Annotated in this window: 20 protein-coding genes and 1 riboswitch; of the genes, 11 read left to right on the plus strand and 9 right to left on the minus strand. The window is 36.5% G+C overall.

What is annotated here, in order from left to right; genetic code table 11:
* Positions 1-964: Ig-like domain-containing protein (locus tag QQS35_RS01755; RefSeq protein ID WP_285930044.1), on the plus strand; the 964-nt coding region annotated here is incomplete at its 5' end.
* An 894-nt stretch (positions 965-1,858) separates the two neighbouring features.
* Positions 1,859-6,628: a family 43 glycosylhydrolase gene (locus QQS35_RS01760; protein ID WP_285930045.1), complete on the plus strand. Its 4,770-nt coding sequence runs from the start codon at positions 1,859-1,861 to the stop codon at positions 6,626-6,628.
* Between the two features lie 176 nt (positions 6,629-6,804).
* Here QQS35_RS01760 and QQS35_RS01765 read toward each other — a convergent pair whose 3' ends face one another.
* Positions 6,805-7,254: an Lrp/AsnC family transcriptional regulator gene (locus QQS35_RS01765; protein ID WP_285930046.1), complete on the minus strand. Its 450-nt coding sequence runs from the start codon at positions 7,252-7,254 to the stop codon at positions 6,805-6,807.
* Positions 7,255-7,628: 374 nt separating this feature from the next.
* On the opposite strand from QQS35_RS01765, the gene ggt reads away from it, so the two are divergent.
* The 4 genes from ggt (at position 7,629) to QQS35_RS01785 (ending at position 11,495) form a co-directional block, all read left to right on the plus strand.
* Positions 7,629-9,248 carry a gamma-glutamyltransferase gene (gene ggt / locus QQS35_RS01770; protein WP_285930047.1) on the plus strand — a complete coding sequence of 540 codons (1,620 nt, stop codon included), beginning with the start codon at positions 7,629-7,631 and terminating at the stop codon, positions 9,246-9,248.
* A 20-nt stretch (positions 9,249-9,268) separates the two neighbouring features.
* A complete protein-coding gene (locus QQS35_RS01775; protein ID WP_285930048.1) occupies positions 9,269-9,841 on the plus strand; it encodes a chromate transporter in 573 nt (190 codons plus the stop codon).
* Positions 9,838-10,368 (plus strand): chromate transporter, encoded by a 531-nt coding sequence (locus QQS35_RS01780; RefSeq protein ID WP_285930049.1) that lies wholly within the window; start codon positions 9,838-9,840, stop codon positions 10,366-10,368. The genes QQS35_RS01775 and QQS35_RS01780 overlap by 4 nt, the downstream gene beginning before the upstream one ends.
* A gap of 326 nt (positions 10,369-10,694) precedes the next feature.
* Positions 10,695-11,495, plus strand: a complete 801-nt coding sequence (locus QQS35_RS01785; RefSeq protein WP_285930050.1) for a SurA N-terminal domain-containing protein — start codon at positions 10,695-10,697, stop codon at positions 11,493-11,495.
* Positions 11,496-11,534: 39 nt separating this feature from the next.
* Here QQS35_RS01785 and QQS35_RS01790 read toward each other — a convergent pair whose 3' ends face one another.
* The 4 genes from QQS35_RS01790 to pxpB all read right to left on the minus strand — a co-directional run bounded on the left by QQS35_RS01790 (position 11,535) and on the right by pxpB (position 16,159).
* Positions 11,535-12,185 (minus strand): hypothetical protein, encoded by a 651-nt coding sequence (locus tag QQS35_RS01790; RefSeq protein WP_285930051.1) that lies wholly within the window; start codon positions 12,183-12,185, stop codon positions 11,535-11,537.
* Positions 12,186-13,746: 1,561 nt separating this feature from the next.
* The gene (locus QQS35_RS01795) at positions 13,747-14,505 is read right to left on the minus strand and encodes a LamB/YcsF family protein (RefSeq protein ID WP_285930052.1); all 759 of its coding nucleotides are present in this window, start codon (positions 14,503-14,505) and stop codon (positions 13,747-13,749) included.
* Complete coding sequence (locus tag QQS35_RS01800) at positions 14,487-15,470, minus strand: 5-oxoprolinase subunit C family protein (protein WP_285930053.1); 984 nt, start codon at positions 15,468-15,470, stop codon at positions 14,487-14,489. Before QQS35_RS01800 ends, QQS35_RS01795 begins: the two co-directional genes overlap by 19 nt.
* A complete protein-coding gene (pxpB, locus tag QQS35_RS01805) occupies positions 15,452-16,159 on the minus strand; it encodes a 5-oxoprolinase subunit PxpB (protein ID WP_285930054.1) in 708 nt (235 codons plus the stop codon). Before pxpB ends, QQS35_RS01800 begins: the two co-directional genes overlap by 19 nt.
* Before the next feature lie 171 nt (positions 16,160-16,330).
* On the opposite strand from pxpB, the gene QQS35_RS01810 reads away from it, so the two are divergent.
* The gene (locus QQS35_RS01810; protein ID WP_285930055.1) at positions 16,331-17,236 is read left to right on the plus strand and encodes a hypothetical protein; all 906 of its coding nucleotides are present in this window, start codon (positions 16,331-16,333) and stop codon (positions 17,234-17,236) included.
* A gap of 52 nt (positions 17,237-17,288) precedes the next feature.
* Here QQS35_RS01810 and QQS35_RS01815 read toward each other — a convergent pair whose 3' ends face one another.
* Entirely contained in the window at positions 17,289-18,326 is a 1,038-nt protein-coding gene (locus tag QQS35_RS01815; RefSeq protein ID WP_285930056.1) for an aromatic acid exporter family protein, read from the minus strand.
* 738 nt (positions 18,327-19,064) lie between these two features.
* Here QQS35_RS01815 and QQS35_RS01820 point away from each other — a divergent pair.
* Both QQS35_RS01820 and QQS35_RS01825 read left to right on the plus strand, forming a co-directional pair.
* On the plus strand, positions 19,065-19,508 hold the full coding sequence (locus tag QQS35_RS01820; protein WP_285930057.1) for an IDEAL domain-containing protein: 444 nt from the start codon (positions 19,065-19,067) through the stop codon (positions 19,506-19,508).
* A gap of 275 nt (positions 19,509-19,783) precedes the next feature.
* Complete coding sequence (locus QQS35_RS01825; RefSeq protein WP_285930058.1) at positions 19,784-20,779, plus strand: Gfo/Idh/MocA family protein; 996 nt, start codon at positions 19,784-19,786, stop codon at positions 20,777-20,779.
* A 171-nt stretch (positions 20,780-20,950) separates the two neighbouring features.
* Here QQS35_RS01825 and QQS35_RS01830 read toward each other — a convergent pair whose 3' ends face one another.
* The 3 genes from QQS35_RS01830 to QQS35_RS01840 all read right to left on the minus strand — a co-directional run bounded on the left by QQS35_RS01830 (position 20,951) and on the right by QQS35_RS01840 (position 25,459).
* A complete protein-coding gene (locus QQS35_RS01830; RefSeq protein WP_285930059.1) occupies positions 20,951-22,978 on the minus strand; it encodes a penicillin-binding transpeptidase domain-containing protein in 2,028 nt (675 codons plus the stop codon).
* Positions 22,979-23,739: 761 nt separating this feature from the next.
* The gene (locus tag QQS35_RS01835; protein WP_285930060.1) at positions 23,740-24,678 is read right to left on the minus strand and encodes an LCP family glycopolymer transferase; all 939 of its coding nucleotides are present in this window, start codon (positions 24,676-24,678) and stop codon (positions 23,740-23,742) included.
* 202 nt (positions 24,679-24,880) lie between these two features.
* Complete coding sequence (locus tag QQS35_RS01840) at positions 24,881-25,459, minus strand: class D sortase (RefSeq protein ID WP_285930061.1); 579 nt, start codon at positions 25,457-25,459, stop codon at positions 24,881-24,883.
* 266 nt (positions 25,460-25,725) lie between these two features.
* A riboswitch (cyclic di-GMP riboswitch) is annotated at positions 25,726-25,811 on the plus strand.
* A gap of 26 nt (positions 25,812-25,837) precedes the next feature.
* On the opposite strand from QQS35_RS01840, the gene sinI reads away from it, so the two are divergent.
* Together sinI and QQS35_RS01850 are read left to right on the plus strand one after the other, a co-directional pair.
* Positions 25,838-25,972, plus strand: coding sequence for a DNA-binding anti-repressor SinI (gene sinI / locus QQS35_RS01845; protein WP_285930062.1), 135 nt, complete (start codon positions 25,838-25,840; stop codon positions 25,970-25,972).
* A gap of 82 nt (positions 25,973-26,054) precedes the next feature.
* Positions 26,055-26,387 carry a helix-turn-helix domain-containing protein gene (locus tag QQS35_RS01850; protein ID WP_285930214.1) on the plus strand — a complete coding sequence of 111 codons (333 nt, stop codon included), beginning with the start codon at positions 26,055-26,057 and terminating at the stop codon, positions 26,385-26,387.
* Positions 26,388-26,410 lie beyond the last annotated feature (23 nt).

The following is a 26,410-nucleotide window of genomic DNA, read 5'->3' on the forward strand; positions in this document are numbered from 1 at the left end:
GGAAACCGTAGAATTGACTGAAGGTGAATCAAGTCAGTTAACAGCAACGGTAATTCCGGATACAGCAGTTAATAAAGCAGTCGCATGGGTTAGCAGTAATGAAGAAGTAGCAACTGTCGATGAAAGTGGTAACGTAACTGCAGTTAAAGCTGGTACTGCATTCATTACAGTGACTACAGCTGACGGCGGTCATATGGCAACTAGCGAAGTAACTGTAGAAGAAGCAACTGATACTACACCAGGTGATGATAGGAATGAATTAACATTAGGTGGAGATTCACAAGAGGTAGAAGCAGGTGAAACATATACGGTTACAGGTACAAGTGCAAAAGTAACGATGCCAGCAGATTTACCAGTAGGAACAAAAATGAAAGTGGACACGAAAGATATTGAAGAAACGAATTACGAAGGCTTAACACCATCAGGTGAACAGTTAACGTTTACGTTTGAATATCCCGAAGGATCCACAGAACCAAGTGAAAGTTTCCAATTAACATTAGGTTATGATACCGGTGCTGATACGGAACAACTAGCAATCTACTACTATAACGAAGCCGAGGATAAGTGGGAGCTTCGTGGTGGTGAAGTAGATGAAGAAAATCAAGTCATAATGTTAGCAGTTCCACACTTCTCTACGTATGGTGTATTTGTTGAAACACCAGATGACGATCAAGACGGTGGAGACGGTCAACCCGGTGAAGACGGTCAAGACGGTGAAGATGGCCAACCTGGTGAAGACGGCCAAGACGGCACAGATGGTGAAGCCGGAGAAGATGGCCAAGATGGTGCAGGTGATCAAGCCGGAGATGATAATCAAGATGGTGATGAAGCTTCAGGAAAAGATGAAAAACTACCAAATACAGCAACCAATCTATTTAACTACCTATTAATAGGTATGATTTTACTAGTAGCCGGTGGCTTAACAGCGTTGTATGCTAGAAAAAGAAAAATGAATATGAAGTAAGAGTAAAGTAGTGGCTTCCAAGTTTAATGACTTGGAAGCTTACTTTTTTGTATTGGCGAAGATATAAGAAATACTTAGTAGATTAATCAAATTCATAATACCAATCTTGTTGTCATCTATGGCAATATATAGTTGGATGAAATCATTTCCAAACTATATATTGCCATAGATGACCGAATAAGGTAATTATGAATTTGACTCAGATAAATATTAATAAGAATAGTTTATAAACGAATCACATTTTTATATAAATCCTTTAAAAATGATAAATAACACACAATACTCAAAAAAATATCTACTTTAAGGAATATAGTTTCCTGCTATGATAGAAGAGAAGTGTAATATTTTTCTAACTAAATTAATTCGAAGCATTGTTAACGCTTACATTATTTTTATAACTCTATCTATTTATTAGAGTTATTGTTAATCCAAGAGACTGTCGTCACTTCAATAATATTGCGTTGTTGATTGCAGGAAAATGTAATTATGAAAGTTATCCAATTAAGTGAAAAAGTTTCACAAACATTTTTTTATCCTTAGTTATCTCTCCCTCTTAGAAACCACAGGAATAAACACCTAAAAATATACGTAAACAGATTTAAATATCTTTTGAATTTCAAATGCATACATAATAGCCACTGTTATATTATCTCCTAGTTTATTAAAGGAAGAATTTCAATATATATAGTTGATTCGTGACTTTTATTTGGAGGAGGTGAGGCCTGTAAATAGTCCAATTCAGTATTTCTACAATAGAGCATTCAAATTAATTAAGCGCTTTCAATAGGGTTCGATTTAGTTTTAGATAAGTGTGGTTTTCAAGATGCAAATATTTATTAATGAAACAAAACCAAAACCAAGTTCTTATGTTGCTAATCAAGGAGGGGGAAAGGTATGAAGTTTAAAAAGCAGATTTCCATATTGATGTGTGTGTTAATGTTTTTTTCATTACTTCCGACAAAATCGATGCTAGCAGATGAAATTGAAAGTGGTGAAAGTATGGAAGGTAGTTTGATTGCCCACTATGATATGTCACAAGCTGATGGTAAATTAACGGATGTTACAGGTAATGGATTAGATGCAGAATATGTTGGTTTTGAGGAAGATGATTTCATTACTGAACAAGATGATACCATTCTTAATTTTACTGGAGACAAGTCCAAATATGTAAAACTACCATCAGGACTTATTGAAGATGAAACATTTTCAATTGAAACAACTTTTAGTACAAGCACGAACGCTAACCACTGGCTTTATACTCTAGGAACAAAAGAAGCAGAATATCCCAATGTAAATAATTATGTCTTTTTAAACCCGAAACAGGGTGATGGAACTGTTCGTTTCGGGATTAAAGATGATGCAGATGAACTGCTGTTCCAAGATGCTACACTCCAATCAGGAGAATATAGTACATTCACAGCTACATTTGCGGATGGAAATATATCAATTTACATTAATGGAGAACCTGTAGGAACACTTCCTCATACATACTCTGTTACGGATATACTTTCAAACGGTGTAGATGCAGAGGACTTTATTGGATATATTGGGAGATCGTTGTACACACCTGATCCAGCATTTACTGGTCAATTAGCTGATTTTAAAGTGTACAACTATACATTATCAGAAAAAGAGGTTAGACAGAACGCTGGATTATCTGAACTAACTGATGAAGAGATCTTTCAAAACGCAGTCGATAACCTGGAAATTCCAAATGCAAATGATGTTCGAGGTAACATTACGTTGCCTACAAGTAATGACGATGGTGTAACCTTTGCTTGGGTGTCATCTGAGCCATCAATCGTTATGGATGAAGCAACTGGACCTAATGGTGAAATTCCAGCGGGTGTGGTAATAAGACAGGATTCAGATACACAAGTGACAGTAACAGCTACAATTACGTATAAAGATATGAGTGAAACAAAGGAAATTCCGCTTATTGTAAAAGCAAAAGCAGCAGAAGAAGAAGAGGACTATGATGCATATTTAATGACACATTTCACTGGCGAAAGCTCAAATGGAGAGCAGATTTATTTTGCGGGCAGTGAAGATGGTTTAAATTGGGAAGATTTAAATCAAGGGTCTCCGGTATTGACATCTGACATAGGGGAGAAAGGGGTTCGGGATCCTTACATTTTACGTTCACCTGAAGGCGACAAATTCTACCTTATAGCGACCGATTTAAGAATCGCAAGTGGTAAAGGTTGGGATGTAGCGCAAAGATCAGGTAGTAAGTCAATTATTGTATGGGAATCAACGGATTTAGTAAATTGGTCTGAACCACGAAAGGTTGAAGTAGGCTTACCAAATGCTGGATGTGTTTGGGCTCCAGAAGCAATATATGATGAAGAGACTGGTGAATATATTGTATTTTTCGCTTCTAGATTGGTAGATGAAAATGGCGATCTTAGTCTTCAGGATGTTTACTATGTGAAGACAAGAGATTTCTACACATTTACTGAACCACAAATATTTATTGACCGATCAGATCGACATATTATTGATACAACGATTATAGAAGATGATGGTATGTATTATCGTTACTCAGCTGATGGTCAAATAACAATAGAAAAAACTGATACATTATTAGGTGATTGGACGGAGGTTGGTGCATTTACTTGGGATGAGATCAGAGGTAACGCAGTAGAAGGTCCATTAATTTTTAAATTTAATGATCGAGATGAGTGGAATCTAATGGTCGATCAATATTCAACAGGGGAAGGATATCTTCCGTTAATTTTATCTGATCTTTCAGTAGATGAATTTGAAATAGCTTCTGGCTCTCTAGGCACGAATAGAAAGAGACATGGATCTGTCCTAACTGTTACACAAGAAGAATATGAGGCAATCCAGGCTGAATGGGGAGAGTTGGATACACCAAATCCTGTTGATCCAGAACAAGAAGAACCAATTTTAGAGTATAACTTTGATAAAACAAGTTCAGAGGAAACTATTGAAGACGATTCAGGAAATGAAAATGATGGAACTTTAAATGGGAATGCAGCTTATGTTGCGGATGAAGAAAAAGATTCACAAGTATTATATTTGGACGGTACGGACAATACATTTGCAGCTTTCCCACAAGGTTTCTTCGATGGAAGAGATACCGTATCCATTTCGATGGATATTAAAGCAGAAACTGTATCTGGAAACTTCTTTACGTTTGCCATAGGGAAAGATAGTGACAGGTATATGTTCTTAAGAACTAGAGATACTGAAATAAGAAATGCTATTACGGAAAATACTTGGGAGAACGAACAAGAAGTGAAATCTAGCACTTCTTCTATAAAAGATAAGTGGATGAATATTAATCTTGTCATTACACCAACTAGTATGAAGATGTATAAAGATGGAAGATTACTAGATGAAAATAATGATGTAACTACATCAATGTCTGATTTAGGTACAGATTTATTAGCGTATCTAGGGAAATCTTTCTATTCGGCGGATTCATACTTTGAAGGTTATTTTGATAATGTGAAAGTATTTAACCGTGCTCTTTCAGAAGAAGAAGTTCAAGAAATGGCACTACCTTCAACAGGAATTGTTAGCTTTGAAATACCAGGACAAAAAGGGCAAACCCAATATGATTCAGATGAAAATACAATTTCACTTGGCTTTAAAGGTAAAGGTACTGAAGTGACAAATTTAACACCAACAATAGATGTGTTACCTGGTTCAACTGTAAACCCAGCATCAGGTGAAGCACAGGACTTTACTAATCCTGTCACGTACACAGTTACTGATGAAGAGGGGAACAAACAACAATGGACTGTTAGTGTGGAAATGTATCCTGAAGGAACATTACCTGGTCTCTATGCCGACCCACAAATCTATGTTCATGGTGATACTTATTATATGTATCCAACAACAGACGGATTTGAAAGTTGGTCTGGGACACAATTCAAAGCCTTTTCATCAAAGGATTTAATAAACTGGGAAGATCATGGTGTAATTGTTGACCTTGCTACTGATGATGTCGAGTGGGCGACTGGAAATGCTTGGGCACCAGGATTTGCTGAAAAAGATGGATATTTTTATCACTATTCCTCTGCCAATCAACAGATAGGTGTAACGAAATCTTCATCTCCTACAAGTGGGTTTGAGGATCCGTTAGGTGAACCGCTCATTCCAAGAGGACAATATTCGGGACAAGCGATTGACCCGTATGTATTCACAGATGATGATGGCGAGTCCTATTTATACTGGGGCAATGGATCTCTTTGGGGAGCCAAATTGAATAAAGATATGATTTCGCTTGCCGAAGAACCAGAGAATATGACTCCAGCCAATTTCAGAGAAGGTGCCGTTGTATTTAAACGCAATGGAACATACTACTTAATGTGGTCAGAAAATGATACAAGAGATGAGGATTATCAAGTTGCGTATGCAACAGGGGACTCTCCATACGGACCTTGGAAAAAGCATGAAGTAATTTTGAGTAAAGATTTAGATCAAGGTATTAAAGGACCAGGTCATCACTCGGTATTAAATGTACCAAATACAGATGACTATTATATTGTTTATCATCGTCATGCAATTCCTGATGGTAACGGATTTAACCGAGAAGTAATAATTGATGAAATGAATTTTAACGAAGATGGAACTATTAAACAAGTACAACCGACTTTAGAAGGTATTACTGAACCAGTGTATATTCCTGGTACAGAAGTTGACGTAACCGGTGTAACTGTTAGTCAAGAAGATGTAACGTTAACTGAAGGTGAAACAACGCAGTTTACAGCAAACGTCACCCCTGAAAATGCAACAAACAAAAATGTTATATGGACAAGTAATGATGAAAATGTTGCAAAAGTTAGTGATGGCGGGACAGTAACAGCAATAGAGGAAGGTTTAACAGTAATCACTGTTACTACGGAAGATGGTGGATTTACTGCTACTACAGAAGTAACTGTTCAAGATCAAAGTAATGGGGAAGAACCAATAGAAATAATACCCGGCCAAGATTTACAAGAAGTAGCAGCAGGTAAGACTTATACCATTTCTGGCACAAATGCGAAAATAACTATGCCAGCAGACTTACCAGTAGGAACGAAACTAAAAGTAGAAATAAAAGATGTAGAAGAAACAAACTATGATGGGCTCGTACCATCTGGCGACAATTTAACCTTTACATTTGAATTTCCAGAAGGTTCAAAAGCACCAAATAGTGATTTTTCATTAGTAATGGGTTATGACGAAGGTGGAGATGCAGCTGGTGTAGCAATCTATTATTACAATGAAGATACTCAAACATGGGAAGAGCGTGGTGGAAACATAGACGAAGAAAATCAAACCATAACCATAGCTGTTTCACACTTCTCCACATACGGTGTGTTTGTAGAGGCTGAACAAACTCCTGGAGAAGGCGGCCAAGATGGTGAAGATGGCTCAGATGGGTCAGATGGACAAGACGGTAAAGATGGCGAGGATGGCGCAGATGGTGAAAATGGGCAAGACGGTGAAGATAGTCAGGATAATACAGATGGTGAAGGTGTTTCAGCCGGTAAAGATAATCAAAATGGTGATGGAACTTCAGGGAAAGATGAAAAACTACCAGATACCGCTACGAATCTATTTAACTATTTATTAATAGGAATGATTTTACTAGCAGTTAGTGGTTTAACAGTTCTGTATGCTAGGAAAAGAAAAATGAATATGTAATAAAATGAGCTAGCTTTCAAGTATTATACTTGAAAGCTAGTTTTTTTAAGAGCTAAGAGATGTCTAGTTCCAGCGTCCACCCACGCAGATTTTCGTCTTTTATAATTACATGATCCAGTCATCAACAACGAAACATTTTGATTCAATTGGTTGTGTGAAATGGATTAAATACATAGTTATAATTTTAAGCCACTACGACTCTTGAATCGACGTAATAAAATATGACTCTCAACACGCGTAATGCCCTTCAATGCATATAACTCCTCATTGATGAAACTTTCTAGTTGAGTAAAATCGTTAACGAGCACATGCATATGGAGTGTACTTGGGCCTGTCATTTGATAACAACTTGCAACAGCGGCATGATTTACTAAGTTTTCTGCAACTTCGACTAAGTAGGAAGGCTCACAATCGACCTCAAAAAAAGCAGATACGCTTTTGCCGACTTTCTCGCTGTTAACGACACAGGTGAACTTTTCGATAATGCCTTCGTCCGTTAATTGATTGACACGCGAACGGACAGCAACACGTGATAGATCTAATTCTTTACCTATATCTGTATAGGAAAGCCTTCCATCCTCAACTAGTAATTCCAGTATTTTATTATCTATTTCATCAAGTTTCATACTTTTCCCTACTTTCTATATTTATCGATTTAACTCGGTGATAGTAGCTTCTATTAAACATAGATGTTTATAATTAGTTCTTTTTCTTTATTTTATATTATTGTTCAGATATAATGAAGTATATTATACCATTTGTTAACAAATTTTATTAATTTTATTAACAAACGAATATAAATATTGCCTCTTGAATATTAATATAACGAATAGATGCGTGTTTTATTAACAATTTGATTATAAAAGGAAAGCGCCTAGCCCTTGAGTCCATGCTTAATCTAAGATAAACACAAAGTACAGGATTAATACCACTAAAACAAACTGCTTTTCTAGTTTAGCTTTAAAAATGATTGAAATTATTACTTAGGGGGAGATTGAAAATGTTGAATTTATCATTTGATCCGTTAGCTTATCCTTATCCTTCGCAACGAATGACTACGGTAGCTAACCGAGGCATGGTTGCAACATCACAACCATTAGCTGCTCAAGCTGGATTAGATATATTAAAAAAAGGCGGAAATGCCATTGATGCAGCTATTGCAACAGCTGCTACGTTAACGGTTGTGGAACCAACTTCTAATGGAATTGGTAGTGATGCATTTGCGCTTGTTTGGACAAAAGGTGAACTGCACGGGTTAAACGCTAGTGGACCTGCTCCAAAAGATATTTCAATTGAAAAGGTTAAAAAAAGCGGACATGAAGAGATTCCATTGTATGGCTGGACCCCAGTTACGGTTCCGGGTGCTCCTTCAGCATGGGCAGCGTTGTCAGAACGGTTTGGAAAGCTATCTTTAGCCGAAACATTACAACCAGCCATTGATTATGCGGAAAGTGGCTATCCGATATCCCCAACCTTAGGATATTACTGGAACAAATTATTTAATAAATACAAAAAAGAGTTCCAAGGGAAAGAATTTGAACAATGGTTTAACACATTTGCACCAGAAGGAAGAAGTCCACAAGTAGGTGAGATTTGGAAGTCACCTGTTCATGCTAAAACATTGCTTTCCATTGCTGAAACGAAAGCCGAGTCTTTCTACAGAGGTGAAATTGCAGATAAAATAGCTCAATCCTCAAAACAGTATAATGGTTATCTTACGAAGCAAGACCTAGCTAACTATCAACCGGAATGGGTTAAACCAATCTCAGTAAACTATCGTGGCTATGATGTGTGGGAGATTCCGCCAAATGGCCAAGGGCTGATTGCGCTTCTTGCATTAAACACAGTAAAGGGATTCCAATTTGATCAAAAAGAATCGGTTGATACATACCATAAACAAATCGAGTCTATGAAACTAGCATTTACTGATGGAAAAAAGTATATTACCGATGAAAAATTCATGTCAGAGCAAGTAGAGAATCTCTTGTCAGACGATTATGCAGCAGAACGTCGTCAGTTAATTGGTGATAAAGCATTAACACCTAAACCTGGCACTCCTCCACAAGGTGGTACCGTTTATTTAGCGACTGCTGATTCAGAAGGTAACATGGTCTCCTTTATCCAAAGTAACTACCATGATTTTGGATCAGGTATCGTGGTTCCTGGTACGGGTATTGCTTTACAAAATCGCGGGAAAAACTTTTCGCTTGATCCAAATCATGAAAATGCCTTGGCTGGTGGAAAAAGAACGTATCATACGATTATTCCGGGGTTTTTAACAAAGAATAAGGAGGCAATAGGACCGTTTGGTGTAATGGGTGGATTCATGCAACCACAAGGCCATATGCAAGTAATTATGAATGCGGTAGATTTTCATTTAAATCCACAAGCGGCATTAGACGCACCAAGGTGGCAGTGGGTCGAAGAAAAGCGTATCCTCGTTGAACCTCATTTTCCAGTTGATATTTCAAGAGCTTTGGAACGCATGGGGCACGAAGTAGAGGTCATACTAGATAAATATACATTCGGCAGAGGTCAAATCATTTGGCGTGACAATCAAACTGGAACTTTGTATGGCGGAACTGAATCTCGTACAGATGGAACAATTGCCTCCTATTAATTTTAAAGGAATTGATAATAATGAAACAATGGAATATTTTCTTAGCCTTTTTTCGAGTTGGAATGCTTGGTTATGGTGGTGGACCATCATCTATTCCACTCGTTCAGAAGGAAGTAGTTGAAAAATATAAATGGATGGACGATGAAGAGTTTGCTAACATACTAGCTTTAGGTAATTCATTACCAGGTCCGATTGCAACAAAAATGGCAGGGTATATTGGATACCGGGTATCTGGAATCGTAGGCATGATTAATGCTGTACTTGCAACGATTGTACCGACAATTTTTATTATGATTATTTTGCTAACTTTTTTATCTTCCATGAGTAATCAACCATGGGTGAATGGGATGACTCAAGCGGTTGTACCAGTAGTCGGTGTCATGTTAGCAGTATTAACGTATGACTTTTTGAAAAAAGCACAAGGAGCACTAGGTTGGATAATTACGATTATATTAGCGATTGCTTCGTTACTTCTAATTGAGTGGGCAGGAATACACCCTGGTATTTTAATTGCTATATTGTTGATTTATGCATTAGTGAAACCGGATAAAAAAGAAGGTACAGATAAGCAGAAAGAAGGGCAGTCTTCATGATATATTGGGAGATATTTATAGCTTTTTTCATTCCTGGAATCGTTGGGTATGGCGGAGGACCGGCATCGATTCCGTTAGTAGAGAAGGAAGTTGTTGATCGATTCGGATGGATGTCGGTAAATGACTTTAGTGAGATGTTAGCAATGGCTAATGCGTTACCAGGTCCGATTGCGACGAAAATGGCCGGATATATTGGATTTGAACAAGGTGGGATTTTAGGAGCGATTATTGGTGTTTTCGCAACAGTAGCTCCTTCATTAATTTTAATGATTGTATTATTACGGATTTTGATGAGATTTAAAGACTCGCCAAAGGTTAAACGAATGACTACATTAATTAGACCAACTATCGCTATTTTGCTTGGAGTTATGGCGTTTAGTTTCTTTCAAACGTCTTATATCGATTCAGGTATTTGGCAAATGCTAGCCATCGCTATTGTTAGTTTTATTTTAATGGAGAGATTAAAGGTTCATCCTGCTTTTGTAATTGTGGCTTCTTTAGTGTACGGAGCGGTATTTTTAGGATGAAAATTGATTTGCCAGGCCTGTATTCAAGGATACCTTGATACAGACTTATATAATGTTTATTGTCATGAAAATAAGTCTTCAATTGTGGCAATTCTGTGGAAATGTTGTAATTAAAATGTAAAAACATCGAAGGAAGACTGTTATAACAGGAAAACGGTTTTATATGTGGAAATGAAAAGGTTGAAACGAAACAAGCCTTATGTTTAAATGAAAAAGTAACAAAAAAAGTAACTATTTAATATGTAGATGATGAAAGATAAGTCATGGTTTACAACCATTATGGATATGTTACAAAATTAAGCAACATATGCGGAAGGAGAATTTTTTTGAGAAAAAAATCATTTTTAAGTTTAATCCTAGTTGTTCTGGTATCTTTATTAGCTGCCTGCGGCGGTGAGGATGAAGCAACAGAAGAAAACAATGCAGACCAACAAGAGGAAGAAACAACTGAAAGTGCAGAAGAAACTGAAGGCACGGAAGGCGAAGCTGCAACTGAGGCACCAGAACCTGATTTAGAAGGTGTTCCTGAAGTTGTTGCGGAAGTAAATGGTGAAGAAATATTAAAAGAAGAATTTGAATCTGCGTATGTTGGGCAATTCCAACAAGCTGCAATGCAATCCCAAATGTCTGGCCAACAGCTTGACCAGGATCAATTAAAAACACAGATTGCAGAAAGTTTAATCGGACAGAAACTACTTATCCAAGAAGCGGATAACAGTGGTATAGAGGCTTCAAAAGGAGATATTAATGACACATTAGTAGAATTAGCTGAACAAAATGGTCTTGAATCTAAGGATGAATTCCTAGCTGCACTGGAAGAACAAGGCATGAGTGAAGAAGAGGTAATGTCACAAGTATCAACACAAGTGAAATTAGATCAATTAATTGCAAATGAATCTGGTGATATCGACCCGTCAGAAGAAGAGTTGCAACAATTGTATGACCAATATAAAGCTCAGCAAGAACAGATGGGTGGACAAGATGGAGAAGCAGCAGAAGTTCCATCTTTTGATGAAATGAAACCACAATTAGAACAACAAGTTAAAAGTCAAAAACAAAACCAAGCGTATCAAACACTTGTTGAAAAACTTCGTGAAGATGCAGAGGTTACTAACCACTTGTCATAACGTTTAAAACCAGGTCCGAACAGGACCTGGTTTTTTATGTTAATACACAATCCGATACAACCCAAATGGATGAGCATATAGACTATAATAATCCAAGTTATAGCAATATGCAGCTAAGTAAAATTGTAGCAAGGTTAAGTTACCACTTAGTGCTAACTGGAAATATTCTTCTTTATGATCATCGGGGATAGCTGGATGTAAGTGTATCTCATTGATTAAATCTGAAGTATTCGTCTTTATGGCTCTTTCTTTGTATTGATCTGGAATAGATGCTTCCAGCTTATATTTACTAATTTCGCTTACTTTTTTATCAAGTTGTTTTGCCATTTCTGAACAATCGATAGAAAACTCCTTCGTTAGCACTTGAATCAAATTATATTTAAATCGCCAACTAGTAGCTTCTCTGTCCATACCTTGTTTTAATACTTTTAGCAGACGATCTAGTTCCGTACTACTCTTATCCTCAGAAATGATACAAGGAAGTGGTCGGTTTTCATGTAAGTGTTTAGCCGCATCGTAAAATTTAAATCCACTAATTAAAAAATATTTTCCATTAGCTTCTTCTATTTGAAATCTTATCGTGTTTCGGTTTTGAATGGCAGCACTTCTTTTTTTAGCAGTTTCGTGATTTACATCATCAACAAAATAGGAGGTTATTTGGTTTACGTTTAAAAACCTGAAAGTTACCAATCGCTACCCCTCCCATTCAATTTGTAGTTACAGTTCATTTGTTTTATTGTATGAAGGAAATAGTTTGTCTTATGCACTATTTAATCTAAATAGGAACTACTTTTAGCTGCCTTAAAATTTGTTGAATCCGATGTAACTACTAAATAATAACAAAATGGATATTTATGTTAAAATAAATGTAGAGTTTTTCCAAATATGTTTTGTTTAAAAAAGTTCTTTTCGTAACCATTGTTGCATTATAGCCGTCGAACTTGATAGAAAGTTTGCACTAATTCTAACGCGATATATTTTCTTTTAAAAATGCCATATAGACAGGAACTGCGGAAATTCACTACGCTTTCCACGGGCTTGCGCTGAGTCTCCTCGCTCGAAAAGAACGCTCTCTGTGGGGTCTCATCGTCTTCGCTTTTCCCGTAGGAGTCTCCGTGAATTTCCTTCGCTAGTATGATTTATTTAAAAAAACACGAAATAGTTTCTCCCTGAAATGTAGATTTGTTATTAGAATGTAACTCTTAGATTTAGTTTGAAACTATATTAGTGAAGGCAGAATGCGCAGACTCCTCGAAAATATAAATCGATTTTCATCGTGCGATGTGGATTCAAGTAGCTTTCCTTGTCCTACGGGAACAGCGAATGTTTTAGGGTGGGGCGAGTAATCGCAGTCCCACGAGTTGAAGATCCACTCAGAAGCGATCTTCTTCTGAGTTAGCTGAAGCCGTGCCGTGGAAAGCGGAGTATTCTGCCGGAACGAAGTATTACAACTCTATCACCATTCAAACAAAAAAGAATTTTACAAATGTAAAGAATACTTAGTGCAGACTTTATATATTATCTGTCATAAACAACCTTTTAGAAAACAGCTTTAACGAAAGTAATGATGGGAAATAAATTATAGATTACCCGAGGTGACATTATGTTTAAAATAATTGTTCTGATTGTCTTTATATTTCTTATATATCTAGCTCTAAAAGGAGAAAGAAAAGCTGTCAAATTTACCGTTCTGACCTATTTCTCTTTATTGTCGATCATATTTATTTCCGGAATTATTAACATTTCAAATAAATATCATCTATACGATGGCCCTGTTTTAGATAATGGTTTCAGGAGTCTTAACGATTGGGTTAGTGTATTTTCATATTTATTCATTATTCCTACATTTTTGATTATTGCTTACAAGCTATTTAAATTAGCTCAAAGTCGGTATGATAGGATTTTGATAAAAATTGTTATGTACATAGTTTGGCTAGCCGTATTAATGGGAGTAAGTTATGTATCATTGTTTATTTTCATCCTAACATTTTATGGATTTGCTCCTTAAATTACCTCGTTTTTGTGGAAAGGGTATAGGCAAAGAAAAAGATTATTAAAAAGTACAAAATGAATCGTGCATTGTATGTAGAAGGAGTCCACCACAATATTTATAGTGGTGGACTCCTTCTGATTCGTATTGAGAAGATCTAAACTAATACCCTTTGGATTGTTACGGCTCCCTATAAGCTATGCAGGTCCAACTGAAAGGAATCCACAACTATCTCGAATTTCTTTTAATTGATTTATTAGTCTAGGAATTTGTTAAGAGGTTAATTTCTTCTTTTTTAAAACGATTATGTAGCTGTTGAACAAATGGTAGTGTATTTGGACTATCTCCATGAAGACAAATCGTGTCAGCCTTTATAGAAATTTTATTTCCTTGCATCGTTGTTGCTGTGCCTGTCTTTATCATTTGGATAACCTGATTCATCGCTTGTTCATCGTTTGTAAGGAGGGCACCGGTTACTGTTCTTGGAGTTAGCGTTCCATCTTCTTGATAGGAACGATCAGCGAAAACCTCATGAGCCACTTTTAATCCTAACTTTTCCCCGGCTTTGGTTAGATGACTATGTGATAAACCAAATAAAGTTAAGTCTGAATCAATATCGTAAATAGCCTGTGCTATTGCCTCCGCAATTTCTTGGTCATTTGCTGCAAGGTTATACAAAGCACCGTGCGGTTTAACATGATAAAGGTTACTATTGTTCACTTTGACAAAACCGAATAACGCTCCAACTTGATACGTGATTAGTTGGTAAGCTTCCTTTGCAGTTATATGCATGATACGTCTGCCAAATCCATTTAAATCGGGAAGACCGGGATGTGCGCCAATTCGAACATTATGTTTGATGGCTAGTTTAACTGTTGCATCCATTGTTGCAGGGTCACCAGCATGAAATCCACAAGCGATATTAGCCGAGGTAATATATTTAACTATTTCTTGATCATTTCCAAGCTGGTAGTTACCATAACCCTCTCCGATATCGCAATTTAAATCGATGGTGTACATACGTTCCATTCCTCCCATTTTAATTGAGTGGCAGCGCGTAAGCTGTTTAATTCTTGTTCTTTTTTATATAATAATGCCTGGGCTTCTTCCAACGAGCATTTTTTAAATATGAATCCTTGACTAGGTAATAGTTGACTCAGTTTTGGAATATCCGCTTGAATCACTTGGCCTATTTTCGGGTATCCACCAGTTGGTTGGCTGTCAGCCATAAGCACAATTGGTTGTCCATTTGCTGGTACTTGGATTGTTCCAAATGTAGTAGCCTCCGTAATTAAGTTTTGTTTCGTTTTTAGTTTGAGCTTTGCTCCTGTTAAACGGTAACCCATTCGATTAGATTGGGTTGTAGTATAAAAAATTTCAGATTCAAAGTCTTTAATCGATTTATCCGTGAACCAGTGATATTGTTGCCCTTCTATAAAATGAATGACAGGCTTCTCCATGTTTAAGTAACGAACGATTGTGGAACCTAAACCCCAATTGAAGTTAGAACTTTTAATTGGGGTATGAATAGGAATTATATCTCCAGCTTTTAATGTGCGCCCTTCGTATCCACCTACTTGTACGTTTAAGGCAGTACTCTTACTGTTTAAAAATGGTGGTATGTTGAATCCACCTTTCACAGATAAATAGGTATGAAGGCCATTTCGGCCAGTTCGAAGTTGTAACGAATCTCCAGCATGAACGGCTAGTACCTTATTCATCAACACAGGTTTACCATTTATTTTTGGAGACATATTTGCCCCTGTTAAAGCGATCACCATATCTGATTCGAAGCTAATACTCGGACCAATGAAACTCATTTCAATAACAGCTTCATTATCATCATTGCCTAGTAGGATGTTTGCTAGTCTCATGGCTTTGGAATCAATGGCTCCGTTTGTTGAGAAACCGAGTGATTGAAATCCAAATCTCCCTAAGTCCTGTATAGTAGTCTGTAATCCTTCTTCTATGATTCGAATTGCCATTGTTTCCCCTCCAACCTATCAAACTCTTGTTTTGTAATCGAATAAAATTGGACTCTGTCACCAGCTTGCAATAATGTTGGTTGCTTTTTATGTAATTGTAGGAGGGGAATTGGAGTCCGGCCGATAATTTGCCATCCACCAGGTGTGGAACTAGGATAAATACCTGTTTGATTACCAGCAATACCTACAGATCCGGCTTCTATTTTTTTCCGAGGTGATTGTTTTCGTGGTGTAGAAATTTTAGTATTCATTCCACCTAAAAAAGGAAATCCTGGTGAAAAACCTAAGAAATAAACAGGATAAGTAGGTGCAGTGTGTAGTTCGATTACTTCTTCTTGCGATAAGTGATTTACTTTTGCAACTTCTTCTAAGTCTAGAGCGAATGGATCTAGATAACAAACAGGAATTCGGACGGTTTTCGAGTTAGTCTGTTGTTGATCAAGTTCTTTTATATAAGCCTTCAGCATGACACAAAGTTTGTTAAACGGGAATTTCTCCATTACCAGTGGTTCATAATAAATCGTTAATGTCGTATAAGTTGGAACTGCTTCAATGAATCCATTGAAAGGGTCTTCTAATAGTTTTCTAGCTAATTGATGAACTTTAGCATTTGTCTCCGTGTGTATTTCGTTTCCGAAATGCACGGTAATTGCTGTTTCATTTAAAGCTGAGTAAGTAACGTTGTTCATAGCAAACACTCCATTTCTATACTTGTTTTTATTTTACCGTATCCAATAGGGGAATAGTAAATAATACGATTAGAAAATTTGTTCTAAATAGGTCTATTTTTAATAGAATGAAAGTATGAGATTAATAGATTTTGGAGATGCTTGAAGATATAAGCTTTGAGGGGGAGAATGATGTTTCGCAATTGTTTAACACTACTAGGAGTATGGACTTTGTTGCTTTTAGTCGCATGTGGGAGTTCCATCGAAACAAATGAAGCAGAGTTAAGGTCTAATACAGACAAGAGCTCCATCGAAACAGATGAAGCAGATTTAAGATCTAATACAGACAAGAGTTCTACCGAAACAAATGAAGCAGAGATAAGATCTAATACAGACAAGAGCTCCATCGAAACAGATGAAGCAGAGTTAAAATCTAATACAGATAAAAGTAAGGATACACCGCCAAAGATAACCAGACAAGAGTTAGTGGAACTGACGGATCATTTAGATGAGGTTCATCGCGAAGTGGTCGATACAATCGAGACGAATGGTTGGTATGAGTCTATGGATGAGATAATACCCTCTGAAAGTCAATTTGAAAAGGAAGTACGACCGATTGTCACTCCTTTTTTTACAGATGCATTTGTTACAAATACTATTATTGAAAATATGGAGGCCTTTTTTTGTTATTGTGATGCCCCAGGGCCTCTTCAAGGTACAATGAAACCGGATCTATCCGCAGAAATTGAGCAGTCAGATGACCGTGTTCAATTTCATGCCTATCGTCCTGCAAATGAAATAAATAGTGGTAGCAAAGTAATGGTGACCGCTTTATGGGAACAGAATCAATGGAAAATTAATTCGTTTGAAAATGTGTTTAGCTCGCATGAGCAATCATTTAAGCTATCTCTGGAGCAAATTATCGAATACTATAAAACCAAAGATGTGGAAATTAGTCACGTAGATACGAAGGAAATTGCAACAGAGGATGTCGTGTATATTTTTGAAACAAAAAAAAGTAAGGAATTAATTGCTGTACATTCTCGTGATTGGTTTACGATTGAAGGTGAGAAGCAGATTGAACAATTCTATCCATAAAAAATGAGCGGACCATTTGATGACCGCTCATTTTTTATACCAATTACCTTTGTTAAGAATCATTAATGATTGCTTCTACCAAATTAAAAATGGATAATAGTTCATATAAAATGATAATTTCTGCACTGAAAAAAGTTGTTGAATTACTTTCTTGTCGCTTTCCCTCACTTTTTTTACTTCGCCAAAAATGTTCCATTAATCCGTGTACTTGTTGTTGGTGATTTTTTAATGAAAAATGATCAGGATATTTCATTGCATCGACTAACGCATCAACAGCGTCTATCAGTTGATCACTCTCTTGCTTGCTCCAATTCACCGTATCCAATGGAGTATTGATTAAGTTACCGATATGATAATGAATTAGGCGTAAGGAAGACAATTTGTCTTGCTCGTCTTCGAATAGTTTCTTTGTCGCGTTATCTAACTTATGATATTTCGCTTCTTCTTTTTGAAACCGGACGAGCATGTCGTTATGATCCAATTCTTTTTTTAGTCGTGTAAATGTCTGTTTAATCACTAATGGATTGTTTTGTCCATTATCTTTATTTTGAAACAGGTGGTGCGTGATGACTTCAAGCTCTTCTCCAGTCGTTTGTAGAAGGCGATCGATATTTGTTAAAATCCTTTTGGAGTAGTTGGGTGGTAGTACAAACATATTTACTAGCGTGGAAATAATTAAACCAATTGTTGTTGTCCCAAGACGGATGAAAAATGAAAAGAGGAAATTACCGTGAATAACCTCAATCATTGCTACCGAGGTTAATGTAGCCACAAGTAAACCTGCATGTAATCTTAATTTGAAACATGTAATGATGGTAAACAATGCTGCGCCCGTATATGTAATGGGGGAGTTCCCGAATAAAAAAATGAAAAGCACTGCATAAGCTGATCCAATTGCAGATGCAGGAAATCGAACGATTCCTTTTTTAATAGAATCTGAAACAGTAGGTTCAATGGTGACAATGGCAGTAATTACCGCAAAAACGGCAGGCCAATCTAATGCTTGGCAAATCAATGAAGTTAAAAATACAGCCAAGCCTGTTTTAACAATTCTACTACCAATAAATTTGAAACGTAATTTTTTTATCATTTAGGTCCACCCTCTATGCATACTACCCTTAAATTATAACGAACATTCTATGGAAAGAACAAATTATTTTTGAATTAGACTTATTTCGTAAATATTGTTACTGTACAGCCGTCTAACTTGATAGAAAGTTTTCACTTAGTACTCTTAACTTTTGTGAACTTCTTTTCCGTTGCAATGAGTCTTGAGTGGTATTACTCCGTTTTGGCAGAATACTCCGCTTTCCATGGGAACGGTTCAGCTAACTTTTAAGAAAAGCGCTTCTAAGTGGACCTTAAGCTCGCAGGACTGCTATTACTCGCCGAATCGGAAACATTCGCTGTTCCCATAGACAAGGAAAGCTGCTATCGAGGAGGCTCAGCGCGAGCCCACGGAAAGCGTAGTGTATTTCCGAAGTGATGGACGAATCACTAATCTAACGAACTATTTAGGAAATCACCATAGCAGTTACTTCATAAACTTTTAGAAATAACTTTATTTAAAATTAAACAAAGAAAACTTTTAAGTTAAATAATTATGTAAACGCTAACATAATCTGTTAATATATAATTAAATACTAATAAAAACAAAAAAAGTATTAACTTTGAGGGAAGTCATATCATATAATACATTAATATCACTTGTTACTCAGTCATGAAATAAATAGTTGTATCGTATGTTCAAGTAAGAGGTAGTTGTAAAAAGTGCTTCATTTTCATTAGGAATTGGTAGTCGATTGATTAGCCTAAAGGGGGTGTCGGGATGCTTTCTGTTAAGATGTTGAAACCATATTATGTAAAAGAAGAAGCAGACGTTATTAGAGTGGTGCTAGCATATCAATATTTTTCCTTGTCGTTAGACGACAAAGTGTATCAATTCGTCCCACTAGAGTCTCGGGAAATTCGAATAAACAGGCAAACGCAAAAAGTGGAAAATGATCAAGATGTTTTTGTTTTCCAGAAAGGCAAAGAGTATAGTCGTGTCGCTTTATCCGAATTATTGAAGTTGAACGACTTTATGACTCATTTAAAATCCATCATCCATCCTTATTTAAATGGTGATAAAACACCAATTAAAGACGAAAAAATTGATCAAGTAATCATTGAGTTAGAAAAGGAAAATATTAAGCGGCTTATTGATCTAGCGCTTAAGGAAAGAAATCATCAACAATTTATTGATTATACGGATAAACTAAAAGAAATGTGATCATTCCAAAGTTAGAAGAGCTGGTTGTGCAAAACAACAGAAGCCAAGGGTTTCTGTTGTTTTGCATGGCATAATTAGTAAGTGAAGTAGGTAACGGTATGCAAAAATAAATACGATAACACTGTTAATCATAATCAAGTACGTATATGCGGATATAAGGTGCATACTTTGCTCGTAGCTGATTCTGTAAATGGTTAGTAAAATAGTGTAAGATAAGAAATGAAAGCGCAACATTGCTAATCTAGTAATTTAAGTTATAAAGGTGGTTATAAAATATGAGCAAAGTAAATTGGGGAGTTTTAAGCACGGCAATGATTGGACAAGAACAGGTAATTCCGGCTATTCAGCGCTCTTCTAACGGAGAAGTGGTAGCGATTGCAAGTCGTGGAGAAAAAGCAATAAGTGTAGCGGAGAAACTTGATATTCCAACGGCTTATACAAGCTATGAGGAATTATTGGCAGACCCAAACATTGATGCCGTTTACATTCCATTACCAAACAGTTTGCATAAAGAATGGGTATTGGAAGCTGCGAAAAAAGGAAAGCATGTATTATGCGAAAAAACAGCCGGATTAGATTATGATGAGTTAAAGGAAATGATAGATGCGTGCGTTCATCATGGTGTTACTTTTATGGAAGCATTTATGTATCAGTTTCATCCACAGCATGCGAAAGTCAAAGAGTTAATCACATCAGGTGCAATCGGTGATGTTTCATTTATGCGAGCTAGTTTTTCATATTTGCTAACGGACGAAAGCAATATTCGTTTAGATAGAAGTCTCGGAGGAGGCGCTCTATATGATATTGGCTGTTACACAATCCACTCGATTTGTAATATATTAAATGATCAACCAACTGATGTTTATGCTAATGCGAGAATTCCAGAAAAGTTTAATGTCGATACAACTGTTGCCGGTGTATTGTCATTTGAAAATGACATACAAGCTTCGTTTGATTGTAGTTTCGATGTAACACCTAGACAAACCTATCAAGTCGTTGGCTCACAAGGAACGATTGAAGTAGTTGGACCTTATCGACCTGATGCCAATGAAAGTGGTGAGGGGTTCATCCGTGTGGTGAAATCAAATGGTGAGACAGAAGAGTATAGTGTGGCAGGCGACCAATATAAGCTTCAAGTAGAGCACTTTGTAGATTCAGTTATTGAGAAGAAGCAACCTAGCTATACTAATGAAAAAATGTTGAATCACATGAAAGTGATGGATGCAGCCTTTCATTCTATTGAAACAGGAAAAAGTATAAAGTTAAGTTAATCAAAAAACAGGCCTAATCGCATTGGTGCGATTAGGCCTGTTTTAAGTTGGTAGAGATTGAGGGAACTAGGACGTTTTTCGCTTGAAATTCGATTGGAAAAGTTACTAGAGTACACAACTAAGGCCACCCTTTACTGGAGAATAAGTAAAGGGTGGCCTTCAATTAACAACTTATCTTATTTCTTGAAATATATCTGCAACTTTATTAACTACATAGCCACTTCCACCAGATTGCTCTTCTGTATGTTCAACCATCATTGAAATAATGATATCCTCTTGGGCAGGGTATGCAACAAACCAACCATTTTCTTGGCCGTCCTCTTCATCTTGGGAAGATTTGAGTTCGGATGTACCTGTTTTACCAGATAATTGAATGTCATTCATATTAGCCCCGCGAGCTGTTCCATTGGAGGCGGTAACCACTTGTCTAAGAGCCTCTTTAATGACGCTAACATGTTCGCTTGAAATAAGGTTCTCTTTCCACACTTGACCTGTTTCTTCACTACTATCTAGTATTGGTTGAATCATGTTTCCATCATTTATAAAAGTCGAATAGGCTGTAGCTAAATGAAGAGCGCTCATTTGCATTTCACCTTGGCCATAGCTTGTATCTGCTAGCAAGACCTCTCTATCAATCTCACCATTTGCAGAAATAGCACTTGCTTCAATTGGATAGGTGTAAGGGAAATCTTCACCGAATCCAAATGCTTCTAGCCCTTGAATAAATGCATCACTGCCAAGTTCGATTGTTTTTTGGGCGAAATAGATATTATCCGACCGAATTAATGCATCCGTTAAGTCAACTGGACCAGATGATTCAGAAACTCTGCGAACTTGATAGTTTCCCCATCCGTCTTTTGACCATGTTTCTCCATTAATTTCTATACCTTCACCAGGCACGATTGTTCCTTCGTTTAAACCGATAGCACCAGTGATTGGTTTAATTGTTGAACCAGGTGAAAAGTTGGCTGCAAATCTGTTAAGTAATGGTGACTGTGGGTCTTCTTGTAACTCTGTCCACTTGTTTTGATTAATTCCATAGGCCAACTGATTCGGGTCGAATGATGGACTACTAACCAACGCAAGTGTTTCACCTGTTTTAGGATCAATAGCTGCCGCGGTTCCAGCATCTTCTTGATAAGATGTGTAAATTGCTTTTTGAATTTCAGCATCAATTGTTAATGTGATACTTTCTCCATCTTCTACAGCTTTCTCTGCTAGTACAACATCTTCTTGCCCTTCTTGTGTAATGAGTATTTTAATCCCTTTTTTCCCTTTTAATCTTTCTTCAAATAACTGTTCCAATCCTCGTTTTCCAATCAAATCATTCTGAGAGTAAATCGCAGGATCACGTTCTTCTAACTCTTCAGCAGTAATATTTCCAATATAGCCAGTTAGATGTGCTGCTGCTTTTCCATAAGGATAGATCCTTCCAGTTGTATCCTTTTTATATATGGGACTAAGCGCAAATAGTTTATCAAGTAATTCTTGATTCGCTGTTGGCACCTTTTTTAATGGGACGAACGTGTCCGGACCCACCCAGTCAGCTTCTAAGGCAGAATTAATCGATTCTACATCCATTTCTAATAGATTAGCAATTTCTTGTTTTGTTTCTTCCGCATTATCACCAAAATCTTGTGGAACAACACCAATTTGATATATGACTTCATTAACAGCAAGTCCATTACGGTTCCGGTCAAATATTTGTCCCCTTGTTGGAGTTACCGATGCTATCTCAATTTCTCCACCATCTTTTAGTTCGGGAAATATAAAACCTGGATTCCATTCTACGTACCAATTTAACTCTTCTTGTTTTTCTAGTTGGACCATTGTCATTTCAGACTGATAAGAAATTGGTCCTGCAATGGTTTCCATCTCTACTTGGACAGGGAATGTTCGAATTCCTTCTTCTTGCTCGGCATCCTCAGCTTCCTCTTCACTTGGTACTTCATATGTAACATTCAACTCTGTTACACCTAAGTCTTCATATATATTTTGATAACGATCGATATAATCTTCCGTTGCATAGGCTTCTTTTGTTTGATCAGATACCATCTCATACATGTCTGTAAAGCTTTGTTCATTCCATTTCTCTACATATTGGTCTAATCTTTCTTCTGGTTTAACTTCATCGTCAGAACACGCAGCTAATAATAAAACAACGATTAGAGTTGTGATAAGTGCTGTATATTTGCGCATAAGCCAACCTCCTTATTCAAAGATTGATTCGGTTATCATCATTTTATCATATACATTAGTAGAAGCGTATATGATAGGATTGTAAAATTATAGAAAAAGCAATTTTCTTATTTAGAGATTTTTAAACCCCTCTTGTGAAGGAAAATAGTCTTGCCATATTTTGTATTTAACAAGAAGAAATGTAGTTTTGTGATAATATAATCTATAAAGGAACAATAACTAGGAGGTTTGGTTAATGTCGGAACTAATTGTGATATTTTTATCAAATCGACCATAGTAGAAATCTAACTATTCGGTGCGTTTAATCAAACGGATGAACGGAGGTTTTAAGATTGGTGAAATGTGATAACTGTAATACCACATTTAATTGAAAACAAATTTATCGAGCAAACTGGAGCTACGGCCCAGTGCAATGTAAAAAATGTAGATCTACGTACAAAATAACCTTTCCTTCAAGATTCATTGTAGTCGGTCTAACCATCCTACCAATGATGGTATTTGGAAACCTTTCATTATCCTTGAATAATATTTTCTTTACACTACTCATAGCTATCAGTACGGTCACTATTGGTTCTTTGTTAACTCCTTATTTGGTTAAATACAAGAAAATACTGTAAAAAGAAGAAACTTTTCTGTTTTTGTAACGGACTTGGCACGAACGAGATAATAAAAGAAACGCTCAGGGATATAACACTGAGCGTTTCTTATTACATTTTTTTTATCTACTCAACCGTATCTGTTACCTTTTTCGTGACCTTTTATTAAGAAGCGTTCATATGGTCTTTGATTTCCGTTTTAATTCTTGACCACTCTTCGTCTGGAACTTCATAGTACCAAACACCGCCAATTGTGCTGCCACTACCTTCTACTTGAATGGTGTTGACGTTGTTTCGGGTTTGGCGGTAATTAGAGAACATTGATTGGAAGTTGTCCATCGTTAAGTTCGTTTGAACATTTCCACCGAGGATATCAAATATTTCTCCCACTTTAGTGACACTTGAGAAACTTGCAGCTTCACCCATCGCAGCTTCGATTACTTGGCGCTGACGATCATTTCTACCAAAGTCACCACGAGGATCTTGTTTTCGCATGCGTGTATATTTTAATGCTTGTTCCCCTGTTAAATGAATCTGTCCTTCAGCAAACGATTCACCATCTTGATCAAACGCAAAGCTGTTATTTACTGTAACGCCACCTAATGCATCAACACCTTGGACAAAACCTTCCATGTTAACCTTCGCATAATAATGAATAGGTACATCGAGTAATTGTTCTACTGTAGTTAATGTTAAATCTACACCACCGTAGGCATAAGAATGGTTAAGTTTGTCCATACCACGTTCAGGAATATTCACGTAGCTATCACGAGGAATACTCATCATGATCATTGATTCTGTCTTTGGGTTTAATGACATGAATATCATTGTATCTGAACGACCAGCATCTGTTGCGCGTTCGTCGACACCAAGGAGTAGCATATTAAAAGAATCTTTATCATTAAAAATGCCTTCCATTTCCTTTTGTCTTTCTGTGTCTCTTTCTAATGGTTGATGCATCGCATCAACAGCATTGTCTAGTTGGTTATATACATAAACACCATAGCCAATACCAGCTACGATAAGTGCTAATAAAATTCCTCCAACCCAATAAAGCCAGCGACGTCTTTTGGATAGTTTCTTTTTTTCTGATCTACTAGCCATCTCAAATCTCCCTTTACAAAAATATCAAATTCTAATCAAGTTATTATAGCCTATTGAAATTCGGACGTCTATAAAATTTTTATTTGTGACTACCTATGACTCTATGTTTTCTTTTTGTTGGACTTTAAATTACGACACTTGCGGAATTCAACATCCTATTAAAAAATCGAGCTGGGTGATTCCGCTCGATTTTTTAGTACTATTATTCTTCAATTGGCTTTGCGTATATGATGTAACGTTCTGGGGCATTTCCTACATATGAAAATGGATAGCATGTCGTAATCACTAATTCTTCTTCAGGTGCTGTAGATTTTATAATTGTTCGGTCATCAGCATCAACAATTTTAGAATCAACCATCTCATAGGTGAATTCTCCATAAGGGAGTTTAAGAATGAAGATGTCTCCTATCTCGATATCACCTAATTTGCGGAAGACGGTATCTCGGTGTCCAGAAAGAACAATTTGATCTTGTTGTCTAGGATATGCTGTTCCTTTATAATGGCCGACACCTTTTTCTAAATCATCGGCATCCGTACCCTCTACAATCGGGAGTTCAGCATCGATACTTGGCATCTCAAGAATACCAACCGTCTCCCCCATATCTGGGAAGAACTCAGACGGATCTGTCTTTGTATTCGCCTCATCCTTTTCTACGTTTAATAATTGGTGTGCTTCATTTAAAGTGTTTCTTTCTGCAGCTTTTGTTTTAATAAGCTCGTATCCACCGATAGCTACTAAAACAAGACCAGCAATCATAAATAGTATCGCTAATTTTTTCATTGGCTCCGCTCCCACTATTAATATACTTATTTCCTATTATACTAGTAAAGATGTAAGCGTATCAATCATCTTATGTAAAAATATAGTAAAAAATTAATTTCATATGCACAAATCATTAATAAAAATTATATAGTAAACTTCAAAAATTAATTTCTGGTAAAAATGGTTTAGAAAAATACAAAAATAGTACTCGTTCGACAAAACAAGTCATACACCAACGTCTTCTTATGGTATAAAATATACATAACAAAAAAAATTGCTTCTTCAGCAAAAAAGGGCAAACTTATTGAAAGATAAGGACGCAAAGTATCAGGTCTAAAGCAATTATTGCTAGGATGGCTGTGCTGCCTGAATGGGTTTAGTTAGGGAGGAAACCTTATGGAACAAACACTACATAAGAGCCTTTTGGACAATGAATGGATAGAACTGATGGAAGAAGCGAAAAGGATCGGTTTATCAGTAGAAGAAGTGCAATCATTCATAGCAGAATATCATCTGGACATATTTCAATAAAATTTGTAGAACATTAATGTGCTTTATATAGAACCATTCGCTTTGATATGTTATAATGCATGTTGAAAGAAGGTGAATGGCGTTGATCGGGGACAAGATAAAACAATTACGTAAAGAGAAGAAAATGTCGCTATCAGAACTAGCAGAGCAAGCAAGTGTAGCAAAATCATATTTAAGTTCGATTGAACGCAACTTGCAGTCCAATCCTTCCATTCAATTTATCGAAAAGATTGGTAATGTATTAGGGGTTTCCGTAAATGAACTTTTAATGAGTGAAAGCGACCAAGAGTTAAAAAGCCAATTAGATGAAGAATGGCTAAGGTTAGCTCAGGACGCCATGAAATCCGGTGTGTCGAAACAACAATTTAAAGAATTTCTAGAATTTAATCGTTGGAAACAAAATCAACCTAAATAAAAATAGCACTAAAAAACCAGCAA

The sequence above is a fragment of the Aquibacillus rhizosphaerae genome (genome assembly GCF_030282825.1).
GTDB lineage: Bacteria > Bacillota > Bacilli > Bacillales > Amphibacillaceae > Aquibacillus_C > Aquibacillus_C rhizosphaerae.